At 52.5% G+C, this 23,215-nt stretch carries 23 protein-coding genes, 4 tRNA genes and 1 pseudogene; 17 read left to right on the top strand and 11 right to left on the bottom strand.

What is annotated here, in order from left to right; translation table 11 throughout:
* The first annotated feature begins 41 nt into the window (after positions 1-41).
* The 3 genes from NM686_RS19225 (at position 42) to NM686_RS19215 (ending at position 2,295) form a co-directional block, all read left to right on the top strand.
* On the top strand, positions 42-308 hold the full coding sequence (locus tag NM686_RS19225) for a hypothetical protein (RefSeq protein WP_255189433.1): 267 nt from the start codon (positions 42-44) through the stop codon (positions 306-308).
* Positions 309-427: 119 nt separating this feature from the next.
* Positions 428-1,789, top strand: coding sequence for a hypothetical protein (locus NM686_RS19220; RefSeq protein ID WP_255189432.1), 1,362 nt, complete (start codon positions 428-430; stop codon positions 1,787-1,789).
* A gap of 146 nt (positions 1,790-1,935) precedes the next feature.
* Positions 1,936-2,295, top strand: coding sequence for a DUF2782 domain-containing protein (locus NM686_RS19215; RefSeq protein ID WP_255189431.1), 360 nt, complete (start codon positions 1,936-1,938; stop codon positions 2,293-2,295).
* 50 nt (positions 2,296-2,345) lie between these two features.
* On the opposite strand, the gene NM686_RS19210 is transcribed toward NM686_RS19215, so the two are convergent.
* Positions 2,346-2,747, bottom strand: a complete 402-nt coding sequence (locus tag NM686_RS19210; RefSeq protein WP_255189430.1) for a hypothetical protein — start codon at positions 2,745-2,747, stop codon at positions 2,346-2,348.
* A gap of 181 nt (positions 2,748-2,928) precedes the next feature.
* On the opposite strand from NM686_RS19210, the gene NM686_RS19205 reads away from it, so the two are divergent.
* Together NM686_RS19205 and NM686_RS19200 are read left to right on the top strand one after the other, a co-directional pair.
* Positions 2,929-3,276, top strand: coding sequence for a hypothetical protein (locus NM686_RS19205; RefSeq protein ID WP_255189429.1), 348 nt, complete (start codon positions 2,929-2,931; stop codon positions 3,274-3,276).
* Between the two features lie 8 nt (positions 3,277-3,284).
* Positions 3,285-4,016, top strand: a complete 732-nt coding sequence (locus tag NM686_RS19200) for a pteridine reductase (RefSeq protein ID WP_255189428.1) — start codon at positions 3,285-3,287, stop codon at positions 4,014-4,016.
* Here NM686_RS19200 and folK read toward each other — a convergent pair.
* Together folK and folB are read right to left on the bottom strand one after the other, a co-directional pair.
* On the bottom strand, positions 4,005-4,502 hold the full coding sequence (gene folK / locus NM686_RS19195) for a 2-amino-4-hydroxy-6-hydroxymethyldihydropteridine diphosphokinase (RefSeq protein WP_255189427.1): 498 nt from the start codon (positions 4,500-4,502) through the stop codon (positions 4,005-4,007). The genes NM686_RS19200 and folK overlap by 12 nt on opposite strands.
* Before the next feature lies 1 nt (position 4,503).
* Positions 4,504-4,857: a dihydroneopterin aldolase gene (folB, locus tag NM686_RS19190; protein WP_255189426.1), complete on the bottom strand. Its 354-nt coding sequence runs from the start codon at positions 4,855-4,857 to the stop codon at positions 4,504-4,506.
* An 87-nt stretch (positions 4,858-4,944) separates the two neighbouring features.
* Between folB and plsY the strand changes: the two genes are divergently transcribed.
* Complete coding sequence (gene plsY, locus NM686_RS19185) at positions 4,945-5,517, top strand: glycerol-3-phosphate 1-O-acyltransferase PlsY (RefSeq protein WP_255189425.1); 573 nt, start codon at positions 4,945-4,947, stop codon at positions 5,515-5,517.
* Here plsY and tsaD read toward each other — a convergent pair.
* Complete coding sequence (gene tsaD, locus NM686_RS19180; RefSeq protein WP_255189424.1) at positions 5,505-6,527, bottom strand: tRNA (adenosine(37)-N6)-threonylcarbamoyltransferase complex transferase subunit TsaD; 1,023 nt, start codon at positions 6,525-6,527, stop codon at positions 5,505-5,507. The two genes, plsY and tsaD, sit on opposite strands and share 13 nt — an antisense overlap.
* A gap of 107 nt (positions 6,528-6,634) precedes the next feature.
* Between tsaD and rpsU the strand changes: the two genes are divergently transcribed.
* From rpsU to NM686_RS19130, 10 genes are all read left to right on the top strand, one after another.
* Positions 6,635-6,868, top strand: coding sequence for a 30S ribosomal protein S21 (gene rpsU / locus NM686_RS19175; RefSeq protein WP_196435560.1), 234 nt, complete (start codon positions 6,635-6,637; stop codon positions 6,866-6,868).
* A gap of 9 nt (positions 6,869-6,877) precedes the next feature.
* Positions 6,878-7,327 carry a GatB/YqeY domain-containing protein gene (locus NM686_RS19170; RefSeq protein ID WP_255189423.1) on the top strand — a complete coding sequence of 150 codons (450 nt, stop codon included), beginning with the start codon at positions 6,878-6,880 and terminating at the stop codon, positions 7,325-7,327.
* Positions 7,328-7,350: 23 nt separating this feature from the next.
* Positions 7,351-9,081 carry a DNA primase gene (dnaG, locus tag NM686_RS19165; protein ID WP_255189422.1) on the top strand — a complete coding sequence of 577 codons (1,731 nt, stop codon included), beginning with the start codon at positions 7,351-7,353 and terminating at the stop codon, positions 9,079-9,081.
* Positions 9,082-9,157: 76 nt separating this feature from the next.
* Positions 9,158-10,996: an RNA polymerase sigma factor RpoD gene (rpoD, locus tag NM686_RS19160; RefSeq protein WP_255189421.1), complete on the top strand. Its 1,839-nt coding sequence runs from the start codon at positions 9,158-9,160 to the stop codon at positions 10,994-10,996.
* Positions 10,997-11,004: 8 nt separating this feature from the next.
* Positions 11,005-11,081: transfer RNA gene (locus tag NM686_RS19155), tRNA-Ile, on the top strand.
* Between the two features lie 65 nt (positions 11,082-11,146).
* Complete coding sequence (gene metK, locus NM686_RS19150) at positions 11,147-12,307, top strand: methionine adenosyltransferase (RefSeq protein WP_255189420.1); 1,161 nt, start codon at positions 11,147-11,149, stop codon at positions 12,305-12,307.
* Positions 12,308-12,319: 12 nt separating this feature from the next.
* On the top strand, positions 12,320-13,612 hold the full coding sequence (gene ahcY / locus NM686_RS19145; RefSeq protein WP_269021919.1) for an adenosylhomocysteinase: 1,293 nt from the start codon (positions 12,320-12,322) through the stop codon (positions 13,610-13,612).
* A 311-nt stretch (positions 13,613-13,923) separates the two neighbouring features.
* Entirely contained in the window at positions 13,924-15,276 is a 1,353-nt protein-coding gene (locus tag NM686_RS19140; protein WP_255189419.1) for an adenosylmethionine--8-amino-7-oxononanoate transaminase, read from the top strand.
* Positions 15,276-16,004: a 16S rRNA (uracil(1498)-N(3))-methyltransferase gene (locus NM686_RS19135; RefSeq protein WP_255189418.1), complete on the top strand. Its 729-nt coding sequence runs from the start codon at positions 15,276-15,278 to the stop codon at positions 16,002-16,004. Before NM686_RS19140 ends, NM686_RS19135 begins: the two co-directional genes overlap by 1 nt.
* Positions 16,004-16,900, top strand: coding sequence for a CPBP family glutamic-type intramembrane protease (locus NM686_RS19130; protein WP_255189417.1), 897 nt, complete (start codon positions 16,004-16,006; stop codon positions 16,898-16,900). The genes NM686_RS19135 and NM686_RS19130 overlap by 1 nt, the downstream gene beginning before the upstream one ends.
* 292 nt (positions 16,901-17,192) lie before the next feature.
* Here NM686_RS19130 and NM686_RS19125 read toward each other — a convergent pair whose 3' ends face one another.
* Positions 17,193-18,857: a L,D-transpeptidase family protein gene (locus NM686_RS19125; RefSeq protein WP_255189416.1), complete on the bottom strand. Its 1,665-nt coding sequence runs from the start codon at positions 18,855-18,857 to the stop codon at positions 17,193-17,195.
* Between the two features lie 179 nt (positions 18,858-19,036).
* Between NM686_RS19125 and NM686_RS19120 the strand changes: the two are divergent.
* Positions 19,037-19,282: pseudogene (locus NM686_RS19120) on the top strand (tyrosine-type recombinase/integrase); the annotation flags it as partial.
* Positions 19,283-19,912: 630 nt separating this feature from the next.
* On the opposite strand, the gene NM686_RS19115 reads toward NM686_RS19120, so the two are convergent.
* The 6 genes from NM686_RS19115 to NM686_RS19090 all read right to left on the bottom strand — a co-directional run bounded on the left by NM686_RS19115 (position 19,913) and on the right by NM686_RS19090 (position 23,214).
* A tRNA-His gene (locus NM686_RS19115) sits at positions 19,913-19,988 on the bottom strand.
* A 19-nt stretch (positions 19,989-20,007) separates the two neighbouring features.
* Positions 20,008-20,084, bottom strand: a tRNA-Arg gene (locus NM686_RS19110).
* 6 nt (positions 20,085-20,090) lie between these two features.
* A tRNA-Pro gene (locus tag NM686_RS19105) sits at positions 20,091-20,167 on the bottom strand.
* 179 nt (positions 20,168-20,346) lie between these two features.
* A complete protein-coding gene (dapD, locus tag NM686_RS19100) occupies positions 20,347-21,165 on the bottom strand; it encodes a 2,3,4,5-tetrahydropyridine-2,6-dicarboxylate N-succinyltransferase (protein ID WP_255189415.1) in 819 nt (272 codons plus the stop codon).
* A 70-nt stretch (positions 21,166-21,235) separates the two neighbouring features.
* A complete protein-coding gene (gene dapC, locus NM686_RS19095; RefSeq protein ID WP_255189414.1) occupies positions 21,236-22,429 on the bottom strand; it encodes a succinyldiaminopimelate transaminase in 1,194 nt (397 codons plus the stop codon).
* Positions 22,429-23,214, bottom strand: coding sequence for a M48 family metallopeptidase (locus NM686_RS19090; RefSeq protein ID WP_255189413.1), 786 nt, complete (start codon positions 23,212-23,214; stop codon positions 22,429-22,431). Before NM686_RS19090 ends, dapC begins: the two co-directional genes overlap by 1 nt.
* Between the last annotated feature and the right edge of the window lies 1 nt (position 23,215).

Raw genomic sequence — 23,215 nt, 5'->3', positions numbered from 1 at the left:
CAAGAACCGGTTTTTCAACAAAATTGAGTGGGGTGGACAATATGACAAAAACACAATTGAACCAAGGAATGCTCGGTGGTTTGTTGTTGGTCGCTTCGGCCGTTAATGCCCAGGATTATCCCGCGGCGGATTTTCAGCCCAAAGTGTTGTACAGAGATGAATCGGTGGTGGTTGAACCGGTTGCGGCCGGGCAAGCGCCCTGTGTAAGTCAGGATTCGGCCGCCAAACAAGAAGTGGCGGTGGCAGAAGAAGTGGATGCTAAATATCCGGCCAGCAGTTTTCAGCCTAAAGTGATTTTTAGCGAATAATTAGAATAAAAAGATGCGATTGTGGCCGGTTTTCGTGATGGGCGCGCGACGTTAAAAGAAGGTGTAAGCAGCCAACTGTTGGTTGTACACGACATTAATTCATTCAGGAGTATTCTCAAATGAAAAAAAACAGTTTGATGAATAGCTTATTTGGCATTTTGCCGCCTTTGTTTTTCGATAAGCCGTCTGTTGGTCGTGTCGTCGAAAATAGAGGCGATGCCGGCGAAGATAGTCAAGTGACTGGCGTTGCCCGTTATTTACAAAAGCTTGAGCCAAAAGCCGAAGAAGTCATCGATGGAGAACAATTGACCGGAGTGGCGAAATATTTGGCGCAGCAGCAAGCATTGGAAGAAGCCAATAAGCCAGTGGTCGCAGAGGTGGAAGCCGAAGTTTTGGAGGTAGCCGAGGAGGCCGCTGTCGAAGTGGAGCCTGTCGAAAGCGAGCCTGTGCCTAGCGGCGTCGAGAAATATATTTCCCAGCAAAATGAAAACCCGATAACCCGGGTTGCGAAATATTTGCTCAAGCAATCGATTTTATCCCGCGAAATACCTGTGACCGGCGTGTCCAAATATGTCACCAGACATGAGCATGACGGGCATGTGGTGACTGGCGTTGCCAAATACGTAACCCAACAAGGCATGCGTGAAAGCATGGCGCCAAGCGTTACCGGTGTCGCCAAATACGTGCTGAAAAGCGAGTTGCAAGCCAAGGATGCGCCAGTGGCAACCGGTGTGGCCAAATACGTCAGCAAGCAAAATTTGCTTGCCAAGGATGCGCCTAAGGTGACTGGCGTTGCCAATTACATCAAAGCCTTGGAAAAACAGGAACAAGAAAATATCCCGACTACAGGTGTCGCCAAATTCTTGGCTGAACAGGCCGTGTTGGCGAAAAAAGCGGCAGCCGCCGCCGTAGTGGCTAGGTATCTGGAAGAAGAGGCAAGAATGCAACAGGAAAAAGCTCGACAACAGGCCGAGCAGGCTGAAGAGCAGGCTGCGTTGCCTGAGTCTACCGAAGAAGTATTCCAAGGCTCCGGGGTCGAAAGATACCTGGCTAAGCAGGCGGCTTCGGTACAGGAAAAGCCAACCGGCGTTGCGCGCTATTTGGCCAGGCAGATCCAATTGCAAAGCCAGGCCGAGCCCATGAGCGGCGTCGCCAAATATCTGGCAAAACAAGCGACTTTGGCGCGCTATCAAGAGCCTTTGACCGGTGTTAGTAGGTATATTGCGAAACAGCGACTCGTCTTCAAGCCGACAGTAGAAATCAGCACGGTCAGCAAATATGTGCTGCGTCAAGAGTTGCAAGAGAAGGATAGCGCCGAGGTGACCGGTGTATCCAGGTATGTCTCCAAGCAGAGTGCCTTGGCCAGAGAGGTTGCGCCGGTATCCGGTGTGGAACGTTACATGGCTAGACAGGCGCAGAGCGAAGACGCGGGATTTGTCAGAAGCACGGGCGTGGAAAAGTATTTGCGTAAACAAGCCTGATTGATCTGTAGATAAACCAATAAAGCCAATACTCCTTCACGGGAGTATTGGTTTTTTTATGCGGGCTGATTTTATGTTTTATAGGCTACGGCAATCGTAAAACTGGTTTATCATGCTTACCCGATAAGACTTGTCCAGAGAATAGAATGTTGCGTTTTTTGATTTTTAGTCTGCTGTTGCTGCCTCCGCTGGTTACATGGGCTCAATCTGGCCCAGGGGATGGCGTGTCGGATGAGCCGCCGGCGGTCCCCGAACCGCCGGAATTGCCGCAGCGCGTTCAATCCGGGGAAGAAATGGAGCCCGATATTACGATCATCCGCAAGGGTAAGGATACCGTTCAGGAATATCGTAGAAATGGCAAGCTTTATATGATCAAGGTGGTGCCGCAAGTAGGACCGCCTTACTATCTACTCGATACCAACGGTGATGAGCGCATGGATGTCAAGAAAAATGATCTGGATAAGCACAGCAACATCAATCTATGGACCTTGTTTGAGTGGGATTGATCGAATCATGGCCGCCTTGTCAGGCGAGAGCGGCCATGTTGTGTAAAGATTTATTCCGTGACCTTCAATAGCCAGCCGCCTTCCGTGTCGCATTTGCTGACTTTGGATTTGATCGCCACTGAAATGCGCACCACGGTGTTTTTGATGTCTTCAGGCAGCTTTCCTTTGACCAAATAGAAAGTTTCCTTGTCTTCGATCTCTACGTCGATGGGTTGCTGTTTGATGCTGACGTGAATATGGCCGGGGCCATTGCTGCCGGAGGCAACGAACGAAAACTCCGAGCCGGGCGCGACGCTAGCCATATGTTCGGGATTATATCGGCTGATTTTGGCCTTGACACACGATGGACCATCGCCGCCCCCGCCGTGACCGATATGGCCGGTTGATTGTGCCCAGGATATGTGGCCAAAGCCCAGCGCTAGTAATGCTGCGAAAATTTTAATCGTTTGCACGATACCCCTCCTCGTCATTTATTATTGGAATGATCGGCGATTATATGTGTTGCGTTTGTAACTTTGAAGTTTGCAATGGACGGCTAGTGCCGTATTGCGATGCGCCAAGCGTTGTGTTTGCTTGAGAAAGTACGGGTGTCCTGGGTGCAAGTCCCGGTTATAGTTGCTGTTTTGAGTCAATTTGATTACATTGCCCGACTGGTGGGTATTTGGTTTACTGACAATAATTAAAGGGGAAGGGGATATGTTGTTTCTGGCTAAACTGTTTGGCATTCTGACGCTGATTTGGTTTTATTTGGCGGCCAAAAATAATAACGGGCCGGTTATTAATTGGTCGATCATTGGGTTGATCGGTTATTGGCTGACCTGGTGGCTCGCGAAATTTTTGCTCGTCATTCCGCTGGCGGATGCAGTGCCCAAGCATTCCGTGGTGGAGTTTTTGTTGACGCAGATGCCAGTCGTTTGCGCCGTGGGAGCTTGCTATTTGATTCGTAAAAAGCTGATTGCGAGTGTTGCTCCGGTTCAGTGAAGTAGCCAATGCCAAAAGTCGCGCTGATTACCGGAGCTGCTCGGCGCATCGGCGCGGCTTGTGCGCGCTTGTTGCACCAAGAGGGCTATGATGTTCTGCTGCATTATCATACGTCACAGGCGCCGGCGCAGTCGTTGGTGAACGAATTGAACGTCTTGCGCCCCCATTCGGCGCATTTGCAGCAAGCCGATTTGTTGGATTTGAGTCAAGTGGCTGCATTGGCAGAATGGGGCTTGGCAATCAGCGGGGGGGTCGATGTATTGGTCAACAATGCTTCGCTATTTTATGGCGGAAAAGTCGGCGAGGTGACGGAGCAGGATTGGAATGCACTATTGGGTAGTAATCTAAAAGCGCCTTTTTTCCTGTCTCAGGCCCTGGTGCCGTCGCTGGCGCGGCGAAAGGGTTGTATCGTCAATATCGTCGATATTCATGCGGAAAAAGGTTTGTTGGGCTTTCCTGTGTACAGTATTGCCAAGGCGGGGCTGGTTGCGATGACCAAATGTCTGGCAAAAGAGCTGGCGCCTGACGTGCGCGTCAATGCCGTGGCGCCGGGGGCTATTCTATGGCCCGAGCATGAGCTGAACGAGGCTCGGCAACAAGAGATTCTGCAAAAAGTTGCTTTACGCCGTTGCGGCGAGGTCGATGATATTGCAAAGGCCATGCGCTTTTTGGTCAATGAAGCCGATTACATTACAGGTCACGTTCTGACGGTTGATGGTGGCAGAACGCTATTCTCTTGAATCGTGTTGGTTTATTTTCGTCCGTTTCAAGCCGGTTTTGTCGAATGCCTGCCAGAGTTCTTGGTAGGTTTTCCTGCTGATCGGGTGTTTTTCTTGTGGGGCGATTTCGGCTAGCGGTTCCAGCACAAACGCGTAGCGCTCGATTTCGTCGCGTGGAATTTGTAAGCGCCCGTCGCTGATGATCTGATCGCCATATAAAATCAAGTCTAAATCCAGGGTGCGCGCGGAAAATTTCTGCGATTCGCGGGTGCGGCCATGGTCTAGCTCGATTTGCCGTAATATCTTGGCGACTTCTTTGGCAGTGAGATTGGATTCAAACCGCACGATCAAATTATAAAAACTGTCGCCGACAAAACCCACGGCTTCGGTTTCATAAATGCTGGATATTGTTAGCGTGCCGAACGCATGCGCCAGGGCTGTCAGGCTGGATGGAATGTTGACTTCCTTGTCGATGTTGCTGCCGATGCTGATATATCCTATGGGCATGCTATTTTCGTCCGCGTTCGATGATGATGCCGACGTCGCGCGCGCGGCTGATGGCGCCTTTCTTGTTCAGAATGATTTTTACCCAGGGAATCGGGAATTCCTTGAGCAGGATGTTGGCGATTTCTTCTATCAGAGTCTCAACTAAATAGAACTCACTGGCTTCGACAAACGAAACGATGCGGTCGGAAACGGTTTTGTAATCAAGGGTAAAGGTAATGTCGTCGGTCTCGGCGGCTTTCTTGATGTCAAAAGCCATTTCGATATCCAGGAAGATTTTTTGTTTGATCTTGCGTTCCCAATCGTAAATACCAATCACGGTTTCGATTTCGAGTCCGCCTAAAAAGATGATGTCCATGTGTGCTTTCCGGTTATTATATTTTTGTTATATCAGTATCGAGTAAATGGCTCGAGTGTACAAGTTTTGATGAGAGAGGTTGATTGAATGATGGAGTGGTTGCTCGTGCCTTTGGCGTATTTAACGGGATCGGTGTCCAGCGCGATTATCGTCTGCCGGATGATGGGCTTGGCCGATCCTAGGGAAAATGGTTCGGGCAATCCTGGTGCGACCAATGTCATGCGTATCGGCGGTAAAAAGGCGGCGGCGATTACCTTGGCCGGCGACGCATTGAAAGGTCTGTTGCCGGTGCTGTTGGCGCATGCCATGGGCGTCAACAGTCTGGTGTTGTCAGCGGTCGTGTTTGCGGCGTTTTTGGGGCATTTGTATCCGATCTTTTTTGAATTCAAAGGCGGTAAGGGCGTGGCGACTTCGTTCGGTGTCATGCTGGGGGTGCATGCGTTGCTGGGCCTGGCGGTCGCTGGAACCTGGTTCGTGGTTTACAAAATCGGCAAGATTTCGTCGCTATCTGCGCTCGTGGCGGCGACATTGGCGCCGTTGTACGTCTGGTTGATCGTGGGTGATGTGAATTTGTTGCTGACTTTCGTATCGATATCGCTGATTTTATTGTGGCGGCATAAGGGCAATATCCAGCGTTTGCTGGCGGGTCAGGAATCCTGATTCAGGCCTAGCAGTTCGTTCATCGGCCAGCGCGGGCGGGCGAAAATATCCAGGCCTTGTGATTGGCCTGCCTGTAGGCGCTGGCAGCCGGCATAGGCGATCATGGCGCCGTTGTCGGTGCAAAACTCCGGGCGAGGGAAATAAATCCCGGCGCCTTCCTTTTCGCAGATTTGCTGCAATTGTCGGCGGATTTCATGATTCGCACTGACGCCTCCGGCGACTATCAGCGTTTTTAAGCCGGTTTGCTGTAATGCGCGCTTGCATTTGAAGGCGAGCGTTTCGGCCATGGCTTGTTGAAAGGCGAAGGCAATGTCGGCTTTGTCTTGTTCGGTTTGATCGCTGTTTTGGAACGTGTTGAGCGTGAACGTCTTCAGGCCGCTAAAACTAAAATCGAGTCCGGGTCTGTCCGTCATCGGGCGTGGAAAGTGAAAGCGCGCCTTGCCTCGTGTGGCCAATTTTGACAGCGCGGGGCCGCCGGGATAATCGAGTCCAAGCAATTTTGCGGTCTTGTCGAAGGCTTCGCCGGCCGCGTCGTCCAGCGATTCACCCAGTAGTCGGTATTGGCCTATGCCTGTGACTTCGATCAATAATGTGTGTCCGCCCGAGATTAATAGCGCCACAAACGGGAAGTGTGGTGGATTGTCTTCCAGCATGGGGGCTAGTAAATGGCCTTCCATGTGGTGCACGGCAACGGCCGGGACTTGCCAGGCCCACGCCAGACTACGCGCGGTGGCGGCGCCGACCAATAATGCGCCCATCAGCCCCGGGCCCGCGGTATAGGCGATGCCATTGATGTTGGGGGCTGTCAGTTCGCTGTCGCGCAAAGCTTGTTTGACTAGTGGAATGAGTTTGCGGACATGGTCGCGCGAGGCCAGTTCTGGGACTACACCGCCGTATTCGTTATGAGTCTGGACTTGGCTATGCAGGGTGTGGGAGATCAGGCCTTTATCGGCATGGTAAATGGCGACCGCGGTTTCGTCGCATGAGGTTTCTATGCCTAAAACGTACATTAAATTTTTTGAATAAAAGTTTTTTATCGGTATAATCGGTCGGTTTTACAGGGCGGGTTTTTGCCTGAAGAATTTTTAAGATACTAACACACTTCGGATTTTTGATAATGCCATCAGTTAAAGTTAAAGAAAACGAACATTTTGATATTGCTATTCGCCGTTTCAAACGTGCTTGTGAAAAGGCCGGTGTATTGGCTGAAGTGCGCCGCCGTGAGTTTTATGAAAAACCGACCACCGAGCGTAAACGCAAAGGTGCAGCGGCCGTCAAACGTCATTTGAAAAAATTGGCGCGCGAGCGTTATGCATTGAAAAACCTGCGCCGCGGTCGTCCGCAAGCCTAAGGCTTGGTTATGGATGCATTAAAGGAGCGTATCAAGGAGGATATGAAGACCTCGATGAAGAGTGGCGATAAAGCCAGATTGGGCGTGATACGCATGATCCTGGCTGCCATCAAGCAGGTCGAGATCGATGAGCGCGTCGAGCTGGATGATGCCAGAGTCATCGTGGTGCTCGACAAGATGTTGAAGCAGCGGCGCGAGTCGATCAAGCAGTATCGCGATGCCAATCGCATCGATTTGGCGGAAGTCGAAGAGGCGGAAATTTTGGTGATTCAAGATTTCTTGCCGCAGGCTTTGAACGAGGCCGAAATCGATGACATGGTGGCGAAAGCGATTGCCGAGACCGGTGCCGAATCCGTCAAGGATATGGGCAAGGTGATGGCCATTCTGAAGCCGCAAATGCAAGGTCGCGCCGACATGGCGCTGGTCAGCGCAAGAATCAAGGCTGGTTTTCCAGCATAAATCGCCGTTCCGTTGTCGGTAATATGTCCGGCAGGATCCCCCGGCAATTCATAGATGATCTATTGGTGCGGGTCGATATCGTCGATCTGATCGATTCGCACGTTCCTCTGAAAAAAACTGGCAGCAATTTTGTTGCCCGTTGTCCGTTTCATACCGAAAAAACGCCGAGTTTCTCAGTTAGTCGTGGCAAGCAGATGTATCACTGTTTTGGCTGCGGCGCGAGTGGGAATGCCATAAGCTTTCTGATGGATTACAGTCATTTGGGTTTTGTCGAGGCTGTCGAGGATTTGGCGGCATTCGTCGGTGTCGATGTGCCTCGCGAGATAGGGGGTGATTTTTCGGCGTCTGATAAGGAGGATTTTACCCGGCTCTATGCGGTGCTGGAGGATGTTGCTGCTTTTTATGTGGATCAGTTACGCACTGGCGATGGCAGGATTGCAGTCGATTATTTGAAAGCGCGTGGTGTCAGCGGCGAGGTGGCTCGCGATTTTGGCTTGGGGTATGCGCCGCAGGCTTGGGATGTGCTGTTGGGTCGCTTCGAACGCGACGCGTTGATTGATGCGGGCATGCTGGTTGTTAGGGAGGATGGCAAGGTCTACGACCGGTTCCGTGGTCGCTTGATGTTTCCGATACGGGATAAGCGCAAGCGCGTGATCGGTTTTGGTGGTCGGGTACTGGATGACTCGTTGCCCAAATATCTCAATTCTCCCGAGACGGCGATATTTTCCAAGGGCAAGGAGCTCTACGGTCTTTGCGAGTTGCTGCAAAAAAAGTCACGGCCTGAGCGCATTTTGATCGTCGAGGGTTATATGGATGTGATTGCGCTGGCGCAGTATGGTGTAGCAAACGTCGTGGCGACGCTGGGTACGGCAACCTCCAAAACCCAAATCGATATGCTGTTTCGCTATGCCTCGGAGCTGGTGTTTTGCTTTGATGGCGATAATGCGGGGCGGCAGGCGGCGTGGAAGGCGGTGGATGCCGCGCTGTCCTGTTTGCGGGATGGCCGGCAAATCAAGATCATGCTGTTGCCGCAAGGTCATGATCCGGATTCATTGATTCGCGACGAGGGAAAGGCTGGGTTTGAGCAGCGTATCGAGCAGGCTCAAGTATTGTCCGATTATTTTTTTGATTTTTTGGCGGGGCCATTGAATTTGTCCAGTATCGAGGGGCGGTCGCAGTTGATGACCGCAGCCAGGCCGCAAGTGGAAAAAATTCCGCCTGGCTATTTCAAGGACATGATGTGGCGACGACTGAGGGAGCTGGCGGGGTCTCGAGTTGTGGAGCTTCCTGAAAAACCGTCTACACTTAATCGGCAGTTTCAGGGGAAAGTCGGCAAAGCGAAAACGCAGCGGCCAAGCCTGGGACGCAGAGTGCTGGCTTTGTTGATACAGCGGCCTGAATTGGCGCAGGTACTTGCGCAGCGGCATTTGAGTCTGGAGGGGTTGAAGTTTGCGGGCCAGGAGTTGCTTGAAGACGTTTTGCGCAGAATAGCCCTTGAAAAACCGGAAAATGGCGCAATCTTGTTGGAGGCTTATCGTGGGTCATCTTATGAGAAAACGGTCAACGCCTTGGCTGGGGTGGAGCTTGATATTCCGGAGGGAGGGGAAGAGGCCGAGTTTTTCGGGGCTGTGATTCAATTGTTGAAACAGTCCAGACAAGAAAAATTAACCGAATTGCTGGCCAAGGAAGGTCGAGAGGGTTTGAATGCCGAAGAAAAACAAGTGTTGCGGGCGTTGCTTAGAGAACGCTTATAGATGACCGAATTACAATTTAAGGCTATAATGCTCTGTTCTGCGGCGCTTGGTGCTGAAAACGTATTGTGAGTAAAGAATGAATCAAGAACAACAGCAATCTCAACTTAAACAACTGATAGCAAAAGGCAAGGCGCAAGGTTATTTGACCTACGCCGAGGTCAATGACCATTTGCCTAGCGATATCATTGATCCTGAGCAGATTGACGATATTATCGGCATGATCAATGACATGGGCATTCAGGTGTATGAAGTTGCGCCGGATGACGATGACTCCTTGATCACCGCGGATACCGTTGTCTCCGTTGACGATGAGGAAGAGGTGGCCGAAGTCGCGGCATTGGCATCGGTCGACAGCGAGTTTGGCCGGACCACCGACCCCGTACGGCTGTACATGCGGGAAATGGGCTCCGTCGAATTGTTGACTCGCGAGCAAGAGCTGAAAATCGCCAAGCGTATCGAAGAAGGTCAGCGTCAAGTGGTCGGCGCAATCGCGCGTTCTGGATTCATCGTGGAATCGTTCATCGAAACCTTTGATTTGGTCGCGGATGAAGAATCCAGTATGCGATTGGGCGACTTGGTGCAGGGTTTCGTCGATTACACTGATCTCGACGAAGAAGAGGTGGCGGTTGCCGACGACATCGATATCGATGCGCCCGACGAGGAGGAAGCGGCTACCGCCACGGAGGAAGATGAGGTCAAGGCGGTCGATTATCATGAGGTCAAGGAAAAAGTCGATCTGTTGAAAAAGGCTTTAAAGTCCGCGATGTCCGCGGTGAAAAAGCACGGTTATGGGCATGACAAGGCCGAGAAGGCTTTTGACGCGCTCAGTGAAATCTTTTCTCAGTTCAAGTGGACTCCCCAGTATCTGAAAAAAATGACCACCATTGCCGATGACTTGATCGTTGCCATTCGTGAGCAGGAGAGGCGGGTGATGGATTTGTGCGTCAAAAAAGCCAAAGTGCCTCGGCGGGATTTCATCAACGCCTTTACCGAAAACGAGGCCAATCTTGATTGGCTGGCGCAGTTCGCTGCTGCGCATCCTCAGTTTGCAGAGGTCCTGCAGGCCAATCAGGAGCAAATCAAGGCGGCGCAGCAAAAGCTGGCGGCTATCGAATCTCAGTATGGCTTGAGCATTTCGGTCTTGAAAAATATTTGCCGCAACATCTCGTTGGGCGAGGCCAAGGCCAGGCGCGCGAAGAAGGAAATGATCGAGGCCAACCTGCGCTTGGTGATCTCGATTGCCAAGAAATACACCAATCGCGGCTTGCAGTTCCTGGATTTGATTCAGGAAGGCAATATCGGCCTGATGAAAGCGGTGGATAAATTCGAATATCGCCGCGGTTATAAATTCTCGACTTATGCCACTTGGTGGATACGTCAGGCGATTACTCGTTCGATCGCCGATCAGGCCCGAACCATCCGGATTCCTGTGCACATGATAGAAACGATCAACAAGCTCAATCGCGTATCCAGGCAGATTTTGCAGGAACTTGGCCGCGAAGCGACTCCTGAAGAATTGGCCGAGCGCATGGAAATGCCGGAAGACAAGATCCGTAAGGTATTGAAAATCGCCAAGGAGCCGATTTCGATGGAAACCCCGATTGGCGACGACGAAGATTCGCATTTGGGTGATTTTATCGAAGATTCCAAGATGCTATCCCCGGTGGAATCTGCTACAATCGCCGGCCTTCGCGAATCCACCCAAAATGTGCTGGCTGGATTGACCGCAAGAGAGGCAAAAGTGCTGCGCATGCGTTTTGGTATCAATATGAATACCGACCATACGCTGGAAGAAGTTGGCAAACAATTCGACGTCACCCGTGAACGGATTCGTCAAATCGAAGCCAAGGCGCTCAGGAAATTGCGCCATCCTTCGCGCTCCGAGCAATTGCGTTGTTTCCTTGATGGCGAATAAACCTTTTAGGGCCCTTAGCTCAGTTGGTCAGAGCTTCCGACTCATAATCGGCAGGTCGTAGGTTCAAGTCCTACAGGGCCCACCATAATCCCAAGGCCGTGTTGAACGGCCTTTTCTATATCCACACTATTTTTTGCGAGGTGTGTCACCGTGAATAAAAACTACCTTTTTACCTCAGAGTCCGTATCCGAAGGTCATCCCGATAAAGTGGCCGACCAGATTTCCGATGCGGTTGTCGATGCCTTGTTGGCGCAAGACCCGCGTTCCAGGGTGGCTTGTGAGACTCTGGTAAAAACCGGGATGGTATTGCTGGCGGGGGAAATCACCACCAGTGCCTGGGTTGACATGGAAGAGCTGGTCAGAAAGGTAGTCTGCGAAATCGGCTACGATCATGGCGACATCGGTTTCGACGGCAACAGCTGCGCGGTCTTGAACGCGATCGGCAAACAGTCCGCCGACATCGCGATGGGCGTCGATGAATCTGAAAACCACGAGCAAGGTGCTGGCGACCAGGGGCTGATGTTCGGTTATGCCAGCAACGAAACCGACGTGTTCATGCCTGCGCCTATTACTTATGCTCACCGTTTGGTGGAAAGACAGGCCAAATTGCGCAAAAACAAAACCCTGCCTTGGTTGCGTCCGGACGCGAAAAGCCAGATCACTTTCCGCTACGAAAACAACAAACCGGTCGCGATTGACGCGGTGGTGTTGTCGACCCAGCACTCGCCGGAAGTCGGCGGCAAATTGCTGGAAGAAGCGGTAATGGATGAAATCATTCTGCCTACATTGCCGGCGGAATGGTTGCACAAGGACACCCAATATTTCATCAACCCGACCGGTCAATTCATCATCGGCGGTCCCGTCGGCGACTGCGGTCTGACCGGCCGTAAGATCATCGTCGATACCTACGGCGGCATGGCGCGTCACGGCGGCGGAGCATTCTCCGGCAAAGATCCTTCCAAAGTGGATAGATCGGCGGCCTATATGGGGCGCTATGTGGCGAAAAATATCGTCGCGGCAGGCCTTGCCGAACGCTGCGAAATTCAGGTGTCTTACGCGATTGGCGTGGCAGAGCCGACTTCGATTAGCATCGAAACCTTCGGCACCGGCAAGATCGAGGAAGATAAGCTGGTCAAGATCGTGCGTGAACACTTCGATTTGCGCCCGAAAGGCCTGATCGCGCAACTGGGCTTGTTGAAACCGATTTACCGCCCAACTGCGGCCTACGGTCACTTTGGCCGTAACGAAGCCACTTTCAGCTGGGAAAAAACCGACAAAGCCGAAGCATTGAGAGATGCGGCCGGCATTTAATCAGGAATCACCATGACTCAAACCGATTACAAAGTAGCCGATATGGCTTTGGCCGAATGGGGCCGTAAGGAAATCAAGATCGCCGAAACTGAAATGCCGGGCCTGATGGCTTTGCGCGCCGAATACGGCGCTTCGCAACCCTTGAAAGGCGCGCGCATCGCCGGTTGTCTGCATATGACCATTCAGACTGCGGTTTTGATCGAGACATTGACCGCATTGGGCGCCGAAGTGCGCTGGTCTTCCTGCAATATTTTCTCGACCCAGGATCACGCCGCGGCGGCGATTGCGGCGGCCGGCATTCCGGTTTTCGCCTGGAAAGGCGAAACCGAAGCCGAAGCCGAATGGTGCATCGAACAAACCATTCTGGGGCCGAACGGCTGGCGTCCGAACATGATTCTGGACGACGGCGGCGACCTGACCAACATGATGCACGACAAGTTTCCCGAGTTGATGGCCGACGTCAAAGGTCTGTCGGAAGAAACCACGACCGGCGTATTACGCCTGACCGAGCGCGTCGCGAAAGGTACGCTGAAAGTGCCGGCGTTCAACGTCAACGATTCCGTCACCAAATCCAAATTCGACAATCTATACGGATGCCGCGAGTCCCTGGTCGATGGCATCAAGCGCGCGACCGACGTGATGGTGGCTGGCAAGATCGCGGTGGTTTGCGGCTATGGCGATGTCGGTAAAGGCTGCGCGCAATCCTTGCGCGGCTTGGGGGCGACCGTCTGGATCACCGAAATCGATCCGATTTGTGCATTGCAAGCGGCAATGGAAGGCTATCGCGTCGTGACCATGGATGAAGCTGCTTCAGTTGGCAACATCTTCGTGACTGCGACCGGCAACGTGCACGTCATTACGCACGAGCACATGAAGGCCATGCGCGACCAGGCCATCGTTTGCAACATCGGTCATTTCGATTCCGAAATCGATATCGCTTCGTTGCGTCAATACACCTGGGAAAACATCAAGCCGCAGGTGGATCACGTGATTTTCCCGGACGGCAAACGCATCATCGTGTTGGCGGAAGGCCGTTTGGTGAATCTGGGTTGCGCGACCGGTCACCCCAGCTTCGTGATGTCCAACTCGTTCTGTAACCAGGTGTTGGCGCAAATCGAGCTATGGAATAATGCCGACCAATATGAAAACAAGGTTTACGTATTGCCGAAAAAACTGGACGAGAAAGTCGCCCGTTCGCATTTGGCGCAAATCGGCGTGAAACTGACTCAATTGACTGCCGAACAGGCCGCGTATATCAACGTACCGGTCGAAGGGCCTTATAAGCCGGATCATTATCGTTATTGAGCGTTTTCCCATCCAAAAGAAAGGGGCGAAAGCCCCTTTTTTGTGCCTGTCCACTGGGGGTTCGCCGGAACGTGAGGAGAGTAACCTGTATCGTGAACAAAAACGAGGCAATTGCGTTCTCAGGCCACTGGATTTATCCTATAAAAATCATTTGGTCCACGAAACACACAAAAATCACGAACAGTTTCAAAAAGTTATTGCTCAAAAAGCCGACACCTTGCGGGTAACTAAATCAAGTGACGTAACCATCTGTTTTATTTCGTGTCTTTCGTGGACTACTGATGTTTTTAGGTTTATTGTAATCTTCCTGCATGACAAACAATCAACTCATCGCCCGGCGCGATCTCGCCGTACTCTGGCACCCTTGCACGCAAATGAAGGATCACGAGCAATTGCCCTTGATCCCGATCAAGTCCGGCCAAGGCGTCTGGCTGGAGGATTTCGACGGCAAGCGTTATCTGGACGCCATCAGTTCCTGGTGGGTCAATTTGTTCGGGCACTGTAACCCGATAATTAACCAGGCCGTCAAGGCCCAGCTCGATACCTTGGAGCATGTCATCCTCGGTGGCTTCACGCATGAGTCGGCACTGGAGCTGGCGGAAAAGCTGGTCGAGATCACGCCGCCGAATCTGGACAAAGTGTTCTATGCCGACAACGGCTCGTCGGCGATCGAAGTCGCATTGAAGATGAGCTTTCATTACTGGCGCAACCTGGGGCAAACCCGAAAGACCCAATTTGTCACGCTGGAAAACAGTTACCACGGCGAAACCCTGGGCGCGCTGGCGGTTGGTAACGTGGCCTTGTACAAGGAAACTTACGGGCCGTTGCTGATGGATGTCATCACGGTGCCCAGCCCGGATTGTTACCATCGCGAAGCCGGCGAGAGCTGGCGGGATTATTCGCTTCGCCGTTTCGCCGACATGGAAAACACGCTGGCCAAGCATGCCGATGAAGTGTGCGCGGTGATCGTCGAGCCCTTGGTGCAATGCGCCGGCAGCATGCGCATGTACGATCCCGTGTATTTGAAATTGCTGCGCGAGGCCTGCGATAAATACGGCGTGCATCTGATCGCTGATGAAATCGCCGTCGGTTTCGGCCGCACCGGGACTTTATTCGCGTGCGAACAGGCCGGCATCAGCCCGGATTTTTTGTGCTTGTCCAAGGGGCTGACCGGCGGCTATTTACCGTTGTCGGCGGTGCTGACCAGCAACAAGGTCTACGAGGCTTTTTACGACGATTACCAAAACCTGACAGCATTCTTGCATTCGCACAGTTACACCGGCAACGCACTGGCTTGCCGGGCAGCGCTGGCGACGATAGGTATTTTCCAGAGCCAGGACGTGCTGGGCCGTAACCGGCATTTGGCACAGATCATGGCCAAAGCCGCCGAGCGTTTCAAAGAACATCCACATGTGGCCGAGGTGCGGCAAACCGGCATGATCATGGCCATCGAGATGGTCAAAGACAAACTGACGCGCGAAGCTTATCCGTGGCAGCAGCGGCGCGGATTGAAAGTCTATCAATATGCCCTGTCGCAGGGCGTGCTGTTGCGTCCGCTAGGCAATGTCATTTATTTTATGCCGCCTTATGTGATCAACGAACAGGAGATAGAACGGATGGCGGACGTAGCTTGGCAAGGCATACAACGGGCGACGCAAGACTGATGCGCGTATCCCGATTATATGTGAATGCGGCCTTGAACGCTGGCGGCTGTATCGAACTGGACGACGACGCGGCGCATTACGTGCGGTCGGTGTTGCGGCTGAAAGCCGGCGACGCGATTGTGCTGTTCAACGGCCTGGGTGGGGAATATGCCAGCCGTTTCAGCGAAGTCAGCCGCAAAAACGTGCGCGTCGAAATCGAAGCTTTCTCGGCGCGCGACGTAGAGTCGCCGCTGCGGGTTTGTTTGGGCATGGGCATTTCGCGCGGCGACCGCATGGATTGGGCCGTGCAAAAGGCCGTGGAATTGGGCGTGGCCGAATTGACGCCGCTACTGACCGAACGCTGCGTCACCAAACTCAACGACGACAAAAAACAGCAACGCTGGCAGCATTGGCACGGCATCGTCCGCCATGCCGCCGAGCAATCCGGCCGCACCTGCTTGCCGCTGTTGGGCAACATCGCCGAATTATCCGACTGGGTTGAACGGCCGCGAGGCTTGAAGGTGTTTCTCGATCCTTATGCCGAGCTAACCCTGGCCGATCTGCAGCCAAGCGATAGCCAAATCACGCTGCTGTCTGGCCCGGAAGGCGGTTTCAGCGACGCGGAGCGGCAAATCGCCAAGGCCGCCGGCTTCGTGCCGGTGCGGATGGGCGCGCGCATTTTACGCACTGAAACCGCCGTGCTGTCGGCTTTGAGCGCGGTGCAAACGCTGTGGGGGGATTTTCGCTGATGGCCTGGATCGTCGCGCTGGCGCCTTTGGTTTGGTTGCTGCTGCTGGCGGCTGGCGCCAGTCTGCTGGGTTTTGGTTTGTTGCAGCTGTTCGGCGACCTGCTGCCGCTGCACAAGACGGTCAGCAAGCTGACCTTGATCTTGTTGTTGATAGGTGTGTTTCCGCTGCGGAAAAAACTGGGCTTTAGCTGGGGCGAACTGGGCTTTGCCCCGCCGCGTGCGTTTTTCAATCAATTGGGTCAAGGCTTGTTGCTGGGCCTGCTGACCTTGTTGCCGGTGCTGCTGACGCTGTATGCGTTGGATGTGCACGTTTGGGACTCTAGCCGGCATTGGACGGCGGGCAAACTGGTCGAGCGCATGGGCTTGGGATTATTGTTGTCGCTGTTGATCGGAATCGGCGAAGAGCTGCTGTTCCGCGGCTTGTTGTTAAGCCTGTTGCGCCGCTATTTGCCCGTGTGGTTGGCGATAGGCCTAGGCTCGCTGTATTTCGCGGCGCTGCATTTCCTGAAAAGCAAAACCCAGATTCCTTACGAGCAGCAAACAGTCTTCAGCGGTTTTGAATTGATGGCGGAAGCGTTCGCCAACTGGTTGAATCCGGAAATCATCAGTGCACTGATTGCGCTGTTTTTCGTCGGTGCTTTTCTGGCCGTCATTCGGACTCAAGTGCCGCAAAGCTTGGGGCTTTGCATAGGCTGTCATGCCGGCTGGGTCTGGCAAATCAAGCTCAGCAAGGATCTCTTCAACGTCAATTCTGACGCCGCTTACCTGTATCTGGTCAGTAGCTACGATGGTGTAGTGGGGCCGTTGGTCAGCATCTGGTTGGCGATAGCGATCGGTGTTTGGCTATGGTTGGGGCTAAACCCGGAAAGGCACGAAAGCAGCCAAGGAGCACGATAGCCTTGCCGGCCGATGCCTGGGTCCGAGTTAGGATTTCGTCAGAAATAACTTCCGCTTTTGGTTCCCATGCTCCGCGTGGAAGCCTGCTCAGGGACACTCTAGCATCCCGAACCGCAGGGCGCTTCAGGCTGCATTCCCACGCGGAGCATGGGAACGATGAGCCCCGAGTGCGGGAAATTATTTTCAACCAAATCCTTAAAAGAGATTCTGTTGATGGCAATGAAGCCTAACATTATGATTTTGTTAGGTTAAGCCAGCTCAATCTGCATTTTGTGTGTTATGGCAGTCTCGTTTACGGGCTGGATAGCAGTTCCGATGTATTGCTCTTGGCCAACTGATTACTGGCGTCAGATTTGACCAGGACGGGTGATTGTAGTTTGTTGAGAGCTTGTTTCAGTTGTTCATCCTGTCCGTAAATGTCGGGGTAGAAATGCAACTGATTTTCATGGTCGACAAACGTGGTGCCATAATAAAACAACACGGGGATCGCGCGTTTAAGGGTGACATGGCGTGTCTTGGAAGCAGACATGGCTTGTTTGATGGTTTCCGTGTCCCAGCCCAGCTGTTCCCCCAATACGAATTCCGCCAAGCGTTCCGGTTCCGATACTCGCACGCAGCCATGGCTCAAATCACGACGAGGGCGGTTGAATGCCGCCTTGCTGGGTGTGTCGTGTAAATAAACGTCGGCGTTATTCGGGAATACGAATTTCACCCGCCCTAACGGGTTTTTCTTGCCTGGGCGCTGCCGGGCGCGAATGTAACTGCCTCCGCCTGAAGCCTCGCTATTTTGATGCCGAACCAGTTCTATATCCTGGCTGGCTAAATAACCTTGATTGTTGGCTGCCTTCGGCAGGATTTCTTTCTTGAAGATGGTCATTGGAATATTCCAGTACGGCATGAATTCCAAATACTTCATTTCTTCCCAGAGTATCGGCGTTTGTTTGTCCGGCGCTTTGCCGACGATCACTTTCATGTTCAGCGGATTGGGATCGTCAGCGGAATTGAATGCCCACAGTTCAAATGCGGGTATGTTGACCATGATCATTGGACCGTCGCTTGGGTCCGGAATCCAGCGAGCACGTTCCATGGCCAGTTCAATCCTGGGGATTTCATCGCCATGGGATTGCTTGAATAATGCCAGGGTGGCAGGGCCAATCACGCCATCGGCTTTTAAGCCCTGTTGTTGCTGAATAGTCTTGACGGCGTCGACCAGATCGTTGTCGTAAAGTCCGCTATCGCTATCGTTGCTGGCCCTAAGTACACCCATCAATGTTAGGCGCTGGCGTAGGATGGGAATTTGGGCATGATGGTCGCCTGGGCGCAGCATTTTTTTCGGCTTGAATTCACCCACATCATTTTGAAGCTTCAGCTGTTGAAAGTGATGCAAAATTTGCTTGAGCTGTTGGTATTGCTTGGCCTTGGGCTCGAACTGGCCTACCAGTTCAGTCAATGTTTGAGACGCCAGATTTTGCTTCAGCAAGCCGGCAATGTCCAACGATGGTTTGGGGGCAATATGTACGGGATACTGGGCGTTGCGCGGATCGACTTGCCCATGCCGCAAGTCCTGCAAGTAACGTACTAACGATACGGTCAAGGCCACATCGTAGCTGGCTGTCATATTGCTATCCAAATCTTGCTGGCCGATCGAATTCTTGATGAGCTCGACATCGTAATTGATTGGATTCAGCGCATCACTCGAGGCATTGCTCAGGATGGTGATCAAATCTTGCAGATTTTTTTCCGAGCGATGGGGGGTAAACCAAATGGGCTCAAAACCATTATGCTGATAAATCTGAATCACAGGGTCGCTGACGCGAGTGAAATCGGCGCGGAGCAATAACGGGTGGCGTTTGCTGAGCAAAATTGCGCCGATGGGATTGTCTGTCGGAATCAGGCTTACAGGTTCGACAATGCTATCAATTACGGGCTGGCTTGATTCTGGGAGTGGAACAGGCATGTCGTCCCCGACGGCCGTCGTTGTTCCGGAGCAATAAAGAGAAACGGCCAATGCAAACCAGGCAAGGCTATGACTTGAATTTTTTAAACTGCTAGTTTTCGTTATCATAGGTACACAAAAAGAATTCCCTGCTTGTGGGGGCATAAGCCAAACGAAACCAAAACGGCAGCTTTTCAGATCCCATCAAAGCCTTTAGAAATGCCATCGATCGCGCCCAAGTAACGCTACCGCGCGGCCAGTCGTCGCATGTTTTACGCCATACGTTCGCCAGTCATTTTATGATGAACGGCGGCAATATATTGACTTTGCAGAAAATTTTAGGTCATCACAGCCTTGATATGACTATCCGTTATGCTCATCTAGCGCCGGAGCATCCGGAAGAGGCTAAGACACTAAGCCCATACGCAAGCCTAAACAAAGTGTAATTACATTATTACAGATATTACACAAAGAAATTATCATTTTTTATTAAAAAATAAATAAAAATAATAATTTTTAAAGTGAATTTTGCGGCAAGCAAGACAAAGAACCACCGCAACTTAGAAGAGGTAGTCAGTGGCAAGAAGAAGCGGGCAAGCGGGGTTGCCCAACGCCGGCGACGGCTCTGGGTTGGAAGGACCCGTCCGCCGCCGCACGTGCTTTAAATGCCACTGGAAGCCCCAGCTAAACGCGTGCAATTATATTGATCTCAGGGATGGCTAATCAGAAGAGGTGCTTGCAAAATTATGAAATTTTACGCAAAAACCACTAGATATAGTGGTTTTTAAAATTAATTGGCCACTAATAGTGGTATTTTGCAAGTTCCTCAGAAGCCTGAAATTTGCCGTCAAGATAAGCGCTGACAATCAGCCCCGCCAATCGGTAAGGAGAGTAGTCCTACGCTCTACAGCCTCAGATTCTAAACGCGCATAATCGCCCGCAGGAACAGCAGTTCGGAATACCCGATCTTTGTTTATATTTTGATCTTGCTTAGACGGCAAAAAGGAAAAGTTGTTTTTTAGTTGACACTGTATCATTCATGACAACCATTTAAAGCGCTAACTTATTGAAGTTATTGGGGTGAACGATGGGGCTCGAACCCACGACAACCGGAATCACAATCCGGGGCTCTACCAACTGAGCTACGCTCACCATAATGAGAATTTAGGAATGGCACGCTTGGCAGGACTCGAACCTGCGACCCTCGGCTTAGAAGGCCGATGCTCTATCCAGCTGAGCTACAAGCGCAAATCTTGGTCGGGGTAGAGAGATTCGAACTCCCGACATTCTGCTCCCAAAGCAGACGCGCTACCAGACTGCGCTATACCCCGATATTGACCTTCTATTCTGAAGCAGTGATGCTGCTTCGTGATGAAGTCGCTATATTACAGCCCACTTAAGGGTCTGTCAAACTAATTTTTAAATTTTTTATAAAAAGGCGTTCGATGCTGGCGAAAAGCCCAAAGTCCGGTAGTGAAATTTCCCGGCCTTTGGGCGACAAGCAGCGATTTTAGTCTCTCAATAACTCGTTGATGCCGGTTTTGCTGCGGGTTTTTTCGTCGACCTGCTTGATGATCACTGCGCAATACAGGCTGTGGCTGCCGTCTTTGGAAGGCAGGTTGCCGGAAACCACTACCGAGCCGGCGGGGATGCGGCCGTAAGTCACTTCACCGGTCATGCGGTTGAAGATCTTGGTGCTTTGGCCGATGTAGACGCCCATCGAAACCACGCAGTTGTCTTCGACGATGACGCCCTCGACGATCTCAGAGCGGGCACCGATGAAGCAGTTGTCACCGATGATGGTGGGGTTGGCTTGCAGTGGTTCCAACACGCCGCCAATGCCGACGCCGCCGGACAAATGCACGTTTTTGCCGATCTGCGCGCAGGAACCCACGGTTACCCAGGTGTCGACCATGGTGCCGCTGTCGACGTAGGCGCCAATGTTGACGTAGGAAGGCATCAGGATGGCGCCGGGGGCGACGTAGGAGCCATAACGGGCTACCGCGTTTGGCACCACGCGGACGCCGGCTTTGGCGAAATCGTCTTCGCTATATTGGCCGAATTTGGTCGGCACCTTGTCGTAATAGCGCACGTCGCCGCTTTCGATGACCTTGTTTTCGTTGATGCGGAACGACAGCAGCACGGCTTTTTTCAGCCATTGGTTGGTGACCCAGTCGCCGTCTTTTTTCTCGGCGACGCGGGCTTCGCCTTTGTCCAGCATGTTCAATGCAGTGGCAACAGCTTCTCGAACTTCGGCGGAAACGGTGGACGGACTGATTTCGGCGCGGTTTTCAAACGCGTCATTGATGATGGTTTCCAGATTTGACATGAGCTCTCTTAGGTTCAGGGGCCAAGGTTCAAGGCCAAGGTGTTTGCACCCTGTGCCTTTAGCCTTGAGCCTATTTTGTTAAAAATTCTTTAATACGTTGCGCGGCTTCGACGCATTCTTCGATGGGCGCAACCAAGGCAATGCGAACATGGTTGGCGCCGGGATTGATACCATTGCTATCGCGCGACAAATAACTACCCGGCAGTACTGTGACGTTTTGTTCGGCGAACAGCTTCTGGGCGAAGCCAGCATCATCCATCGGTGTTTTCAGCCAGACGTAAAAGCTGGCCGGCGGACGGCTGATTTCGCAGGCATCCTGCAAGATGTCGATGAAAGCGGTGAATTTGTCGCGGTACAACTGGCGGTTGTGCTTGACGTGTTCCTCGTCATTCCACGCCGCAATGCTGGCTTGTTGAGTAGAAACCGGCATCGGGCAGCCGTGGTAAGTGCGGTATTTGAAATATTGCCCCAAGACCCCGGCATCGCCGGCGACGAAACCGGAGCGTAAGCCAGGCGCATTGGATCGCTTGGATAGACTTTGAAAAATGACACAGCGTTTGAACGCGGTATTGCCGCTATGCCATGCGCTTTGCAGCAATCCTTGTGGCGGATTGGCCTCGTCGTCGTAAAGCTCGGTATAGCATTCGTCGGAAGCAATGATAAAGCCGTATTTTTCGGCCAGCGCCAGCAATTGCACATGCTGTGCTTGCGACATCACCGTGCCGGTCGGATTGCCCGGAGAGCAAATGAAGATCAGTTGACAGCGTCTCCAGATGGCTTCAGGCACGCTGTCGAAGTCAGGAAGATAGTCATTTTCCGCTGTCGTATTCAAGTAATACGGTTCAGCGCCAGCCAGCAAGGCCGCGCCTTCGTAAATCTGGTAAAACGGATTGGGCATGATGACGACAGGTCTATCGCGTGGGTCGATCACGGCCTGTACGAAAGAAAACAGAGCCTCGCGAGTACCATTGACCGGCAGCACCTGGGTTTCGCAATCGACGCTGCCGGTGGACATCTGAAAGCGGTGGCAAGTCCAGTCGGCAATCGCCTGGCGTAACTCCGGCAAGCCTTTGGTGGTTGGATACAGCGTTAGCCCATGCAGGTGGCGAATCAAGGCTTCTTGAATGAAGTGCGGCGTGGCGTGTTTAGGTTCGCCGATCGACAACGCGATATGAGCCTTGTCGGCCGGCGGAGCTATCCCTTGTTTCAGCGTTGCCAGCTTCTCGAATGGATAGGGATGCAGCTGTGATAAATGTGGATTCATTATTTCATGCAACGCGGCTGTTTGCCCATTTGCCAGGCTTGTTGCTGTAGCTGGAGGGCTTTGTTCATGTTTTGATTCAAATTGTCGATGCGGGTGCCGTGCGAAGGGTGCGTCGACATAAATTCGATGGGCTGGCCGCCTTGCGCGGCTTTATCCATTTTCAGCCATAGATTGATGCTTTGGCGCGGATCGAAACCGGCGCGCGCCATCAAGTCCAGACCGATGGTATCGGCTTCGGTTTCGTGGATGCGGCTATAAGGCAATATCACGCCATATTCCGCGCCAACGCCAAGCAGCCCCAACGCAGTTTGTCCCAGTGCGGATTGAGGTTGCGCCACGGCCTGTACCATCGCCAAACCAGTGCTGACGGCGGTTTCCTGCGATAGGCGTTCGTTGCTATGACGGGACAAGACATGGCCGATTTCGTGGCCGATCACGGCGGCCAATTGGTCCTGGTTGTCCACCAGATTGATCAGACCGGTATGCACGCCGATCTTGTTGCCAGGCAAGGCAAACGCATTCAGGGTTTCGTCTTCGAACACCACCACTTCCCATTGACCGCCGGTTTCGCGGGTTAGTGCATAAGTCACGCACTGGGCAAACTGGTTATAACGCGGATTGCGGCTGACCGGATTTTTGCTTTTCATGCTATCGAAAGCCTGCAACCCCATCTGATTGACTTGGTTATCCGGCATATAGATCAACTGTGTCCTACCGGTAGGACTGGTGGCGCACGCGCTTAAGATCAAACCGGCAATAGTTGAGAGCAGAGTTTTTTTCAACATG

The sequence above is a fragment of the Methylomonas rapida genome (assembly GCF_024360925.2).
In the GTDB taxonomy this organism is placed as follows: domain Bacteria; phylum Pseudomonadota; class Gammaproteobacteria; order Methylococcales; family Methylomonadaceae; genus Methylomonas; species Methylomonas rapida.
The sequence above is the reverse complement of the archived record's forward strand: the minus strand, read 5'-3'. Positions and strand labels throughout refer to the sequence as shown.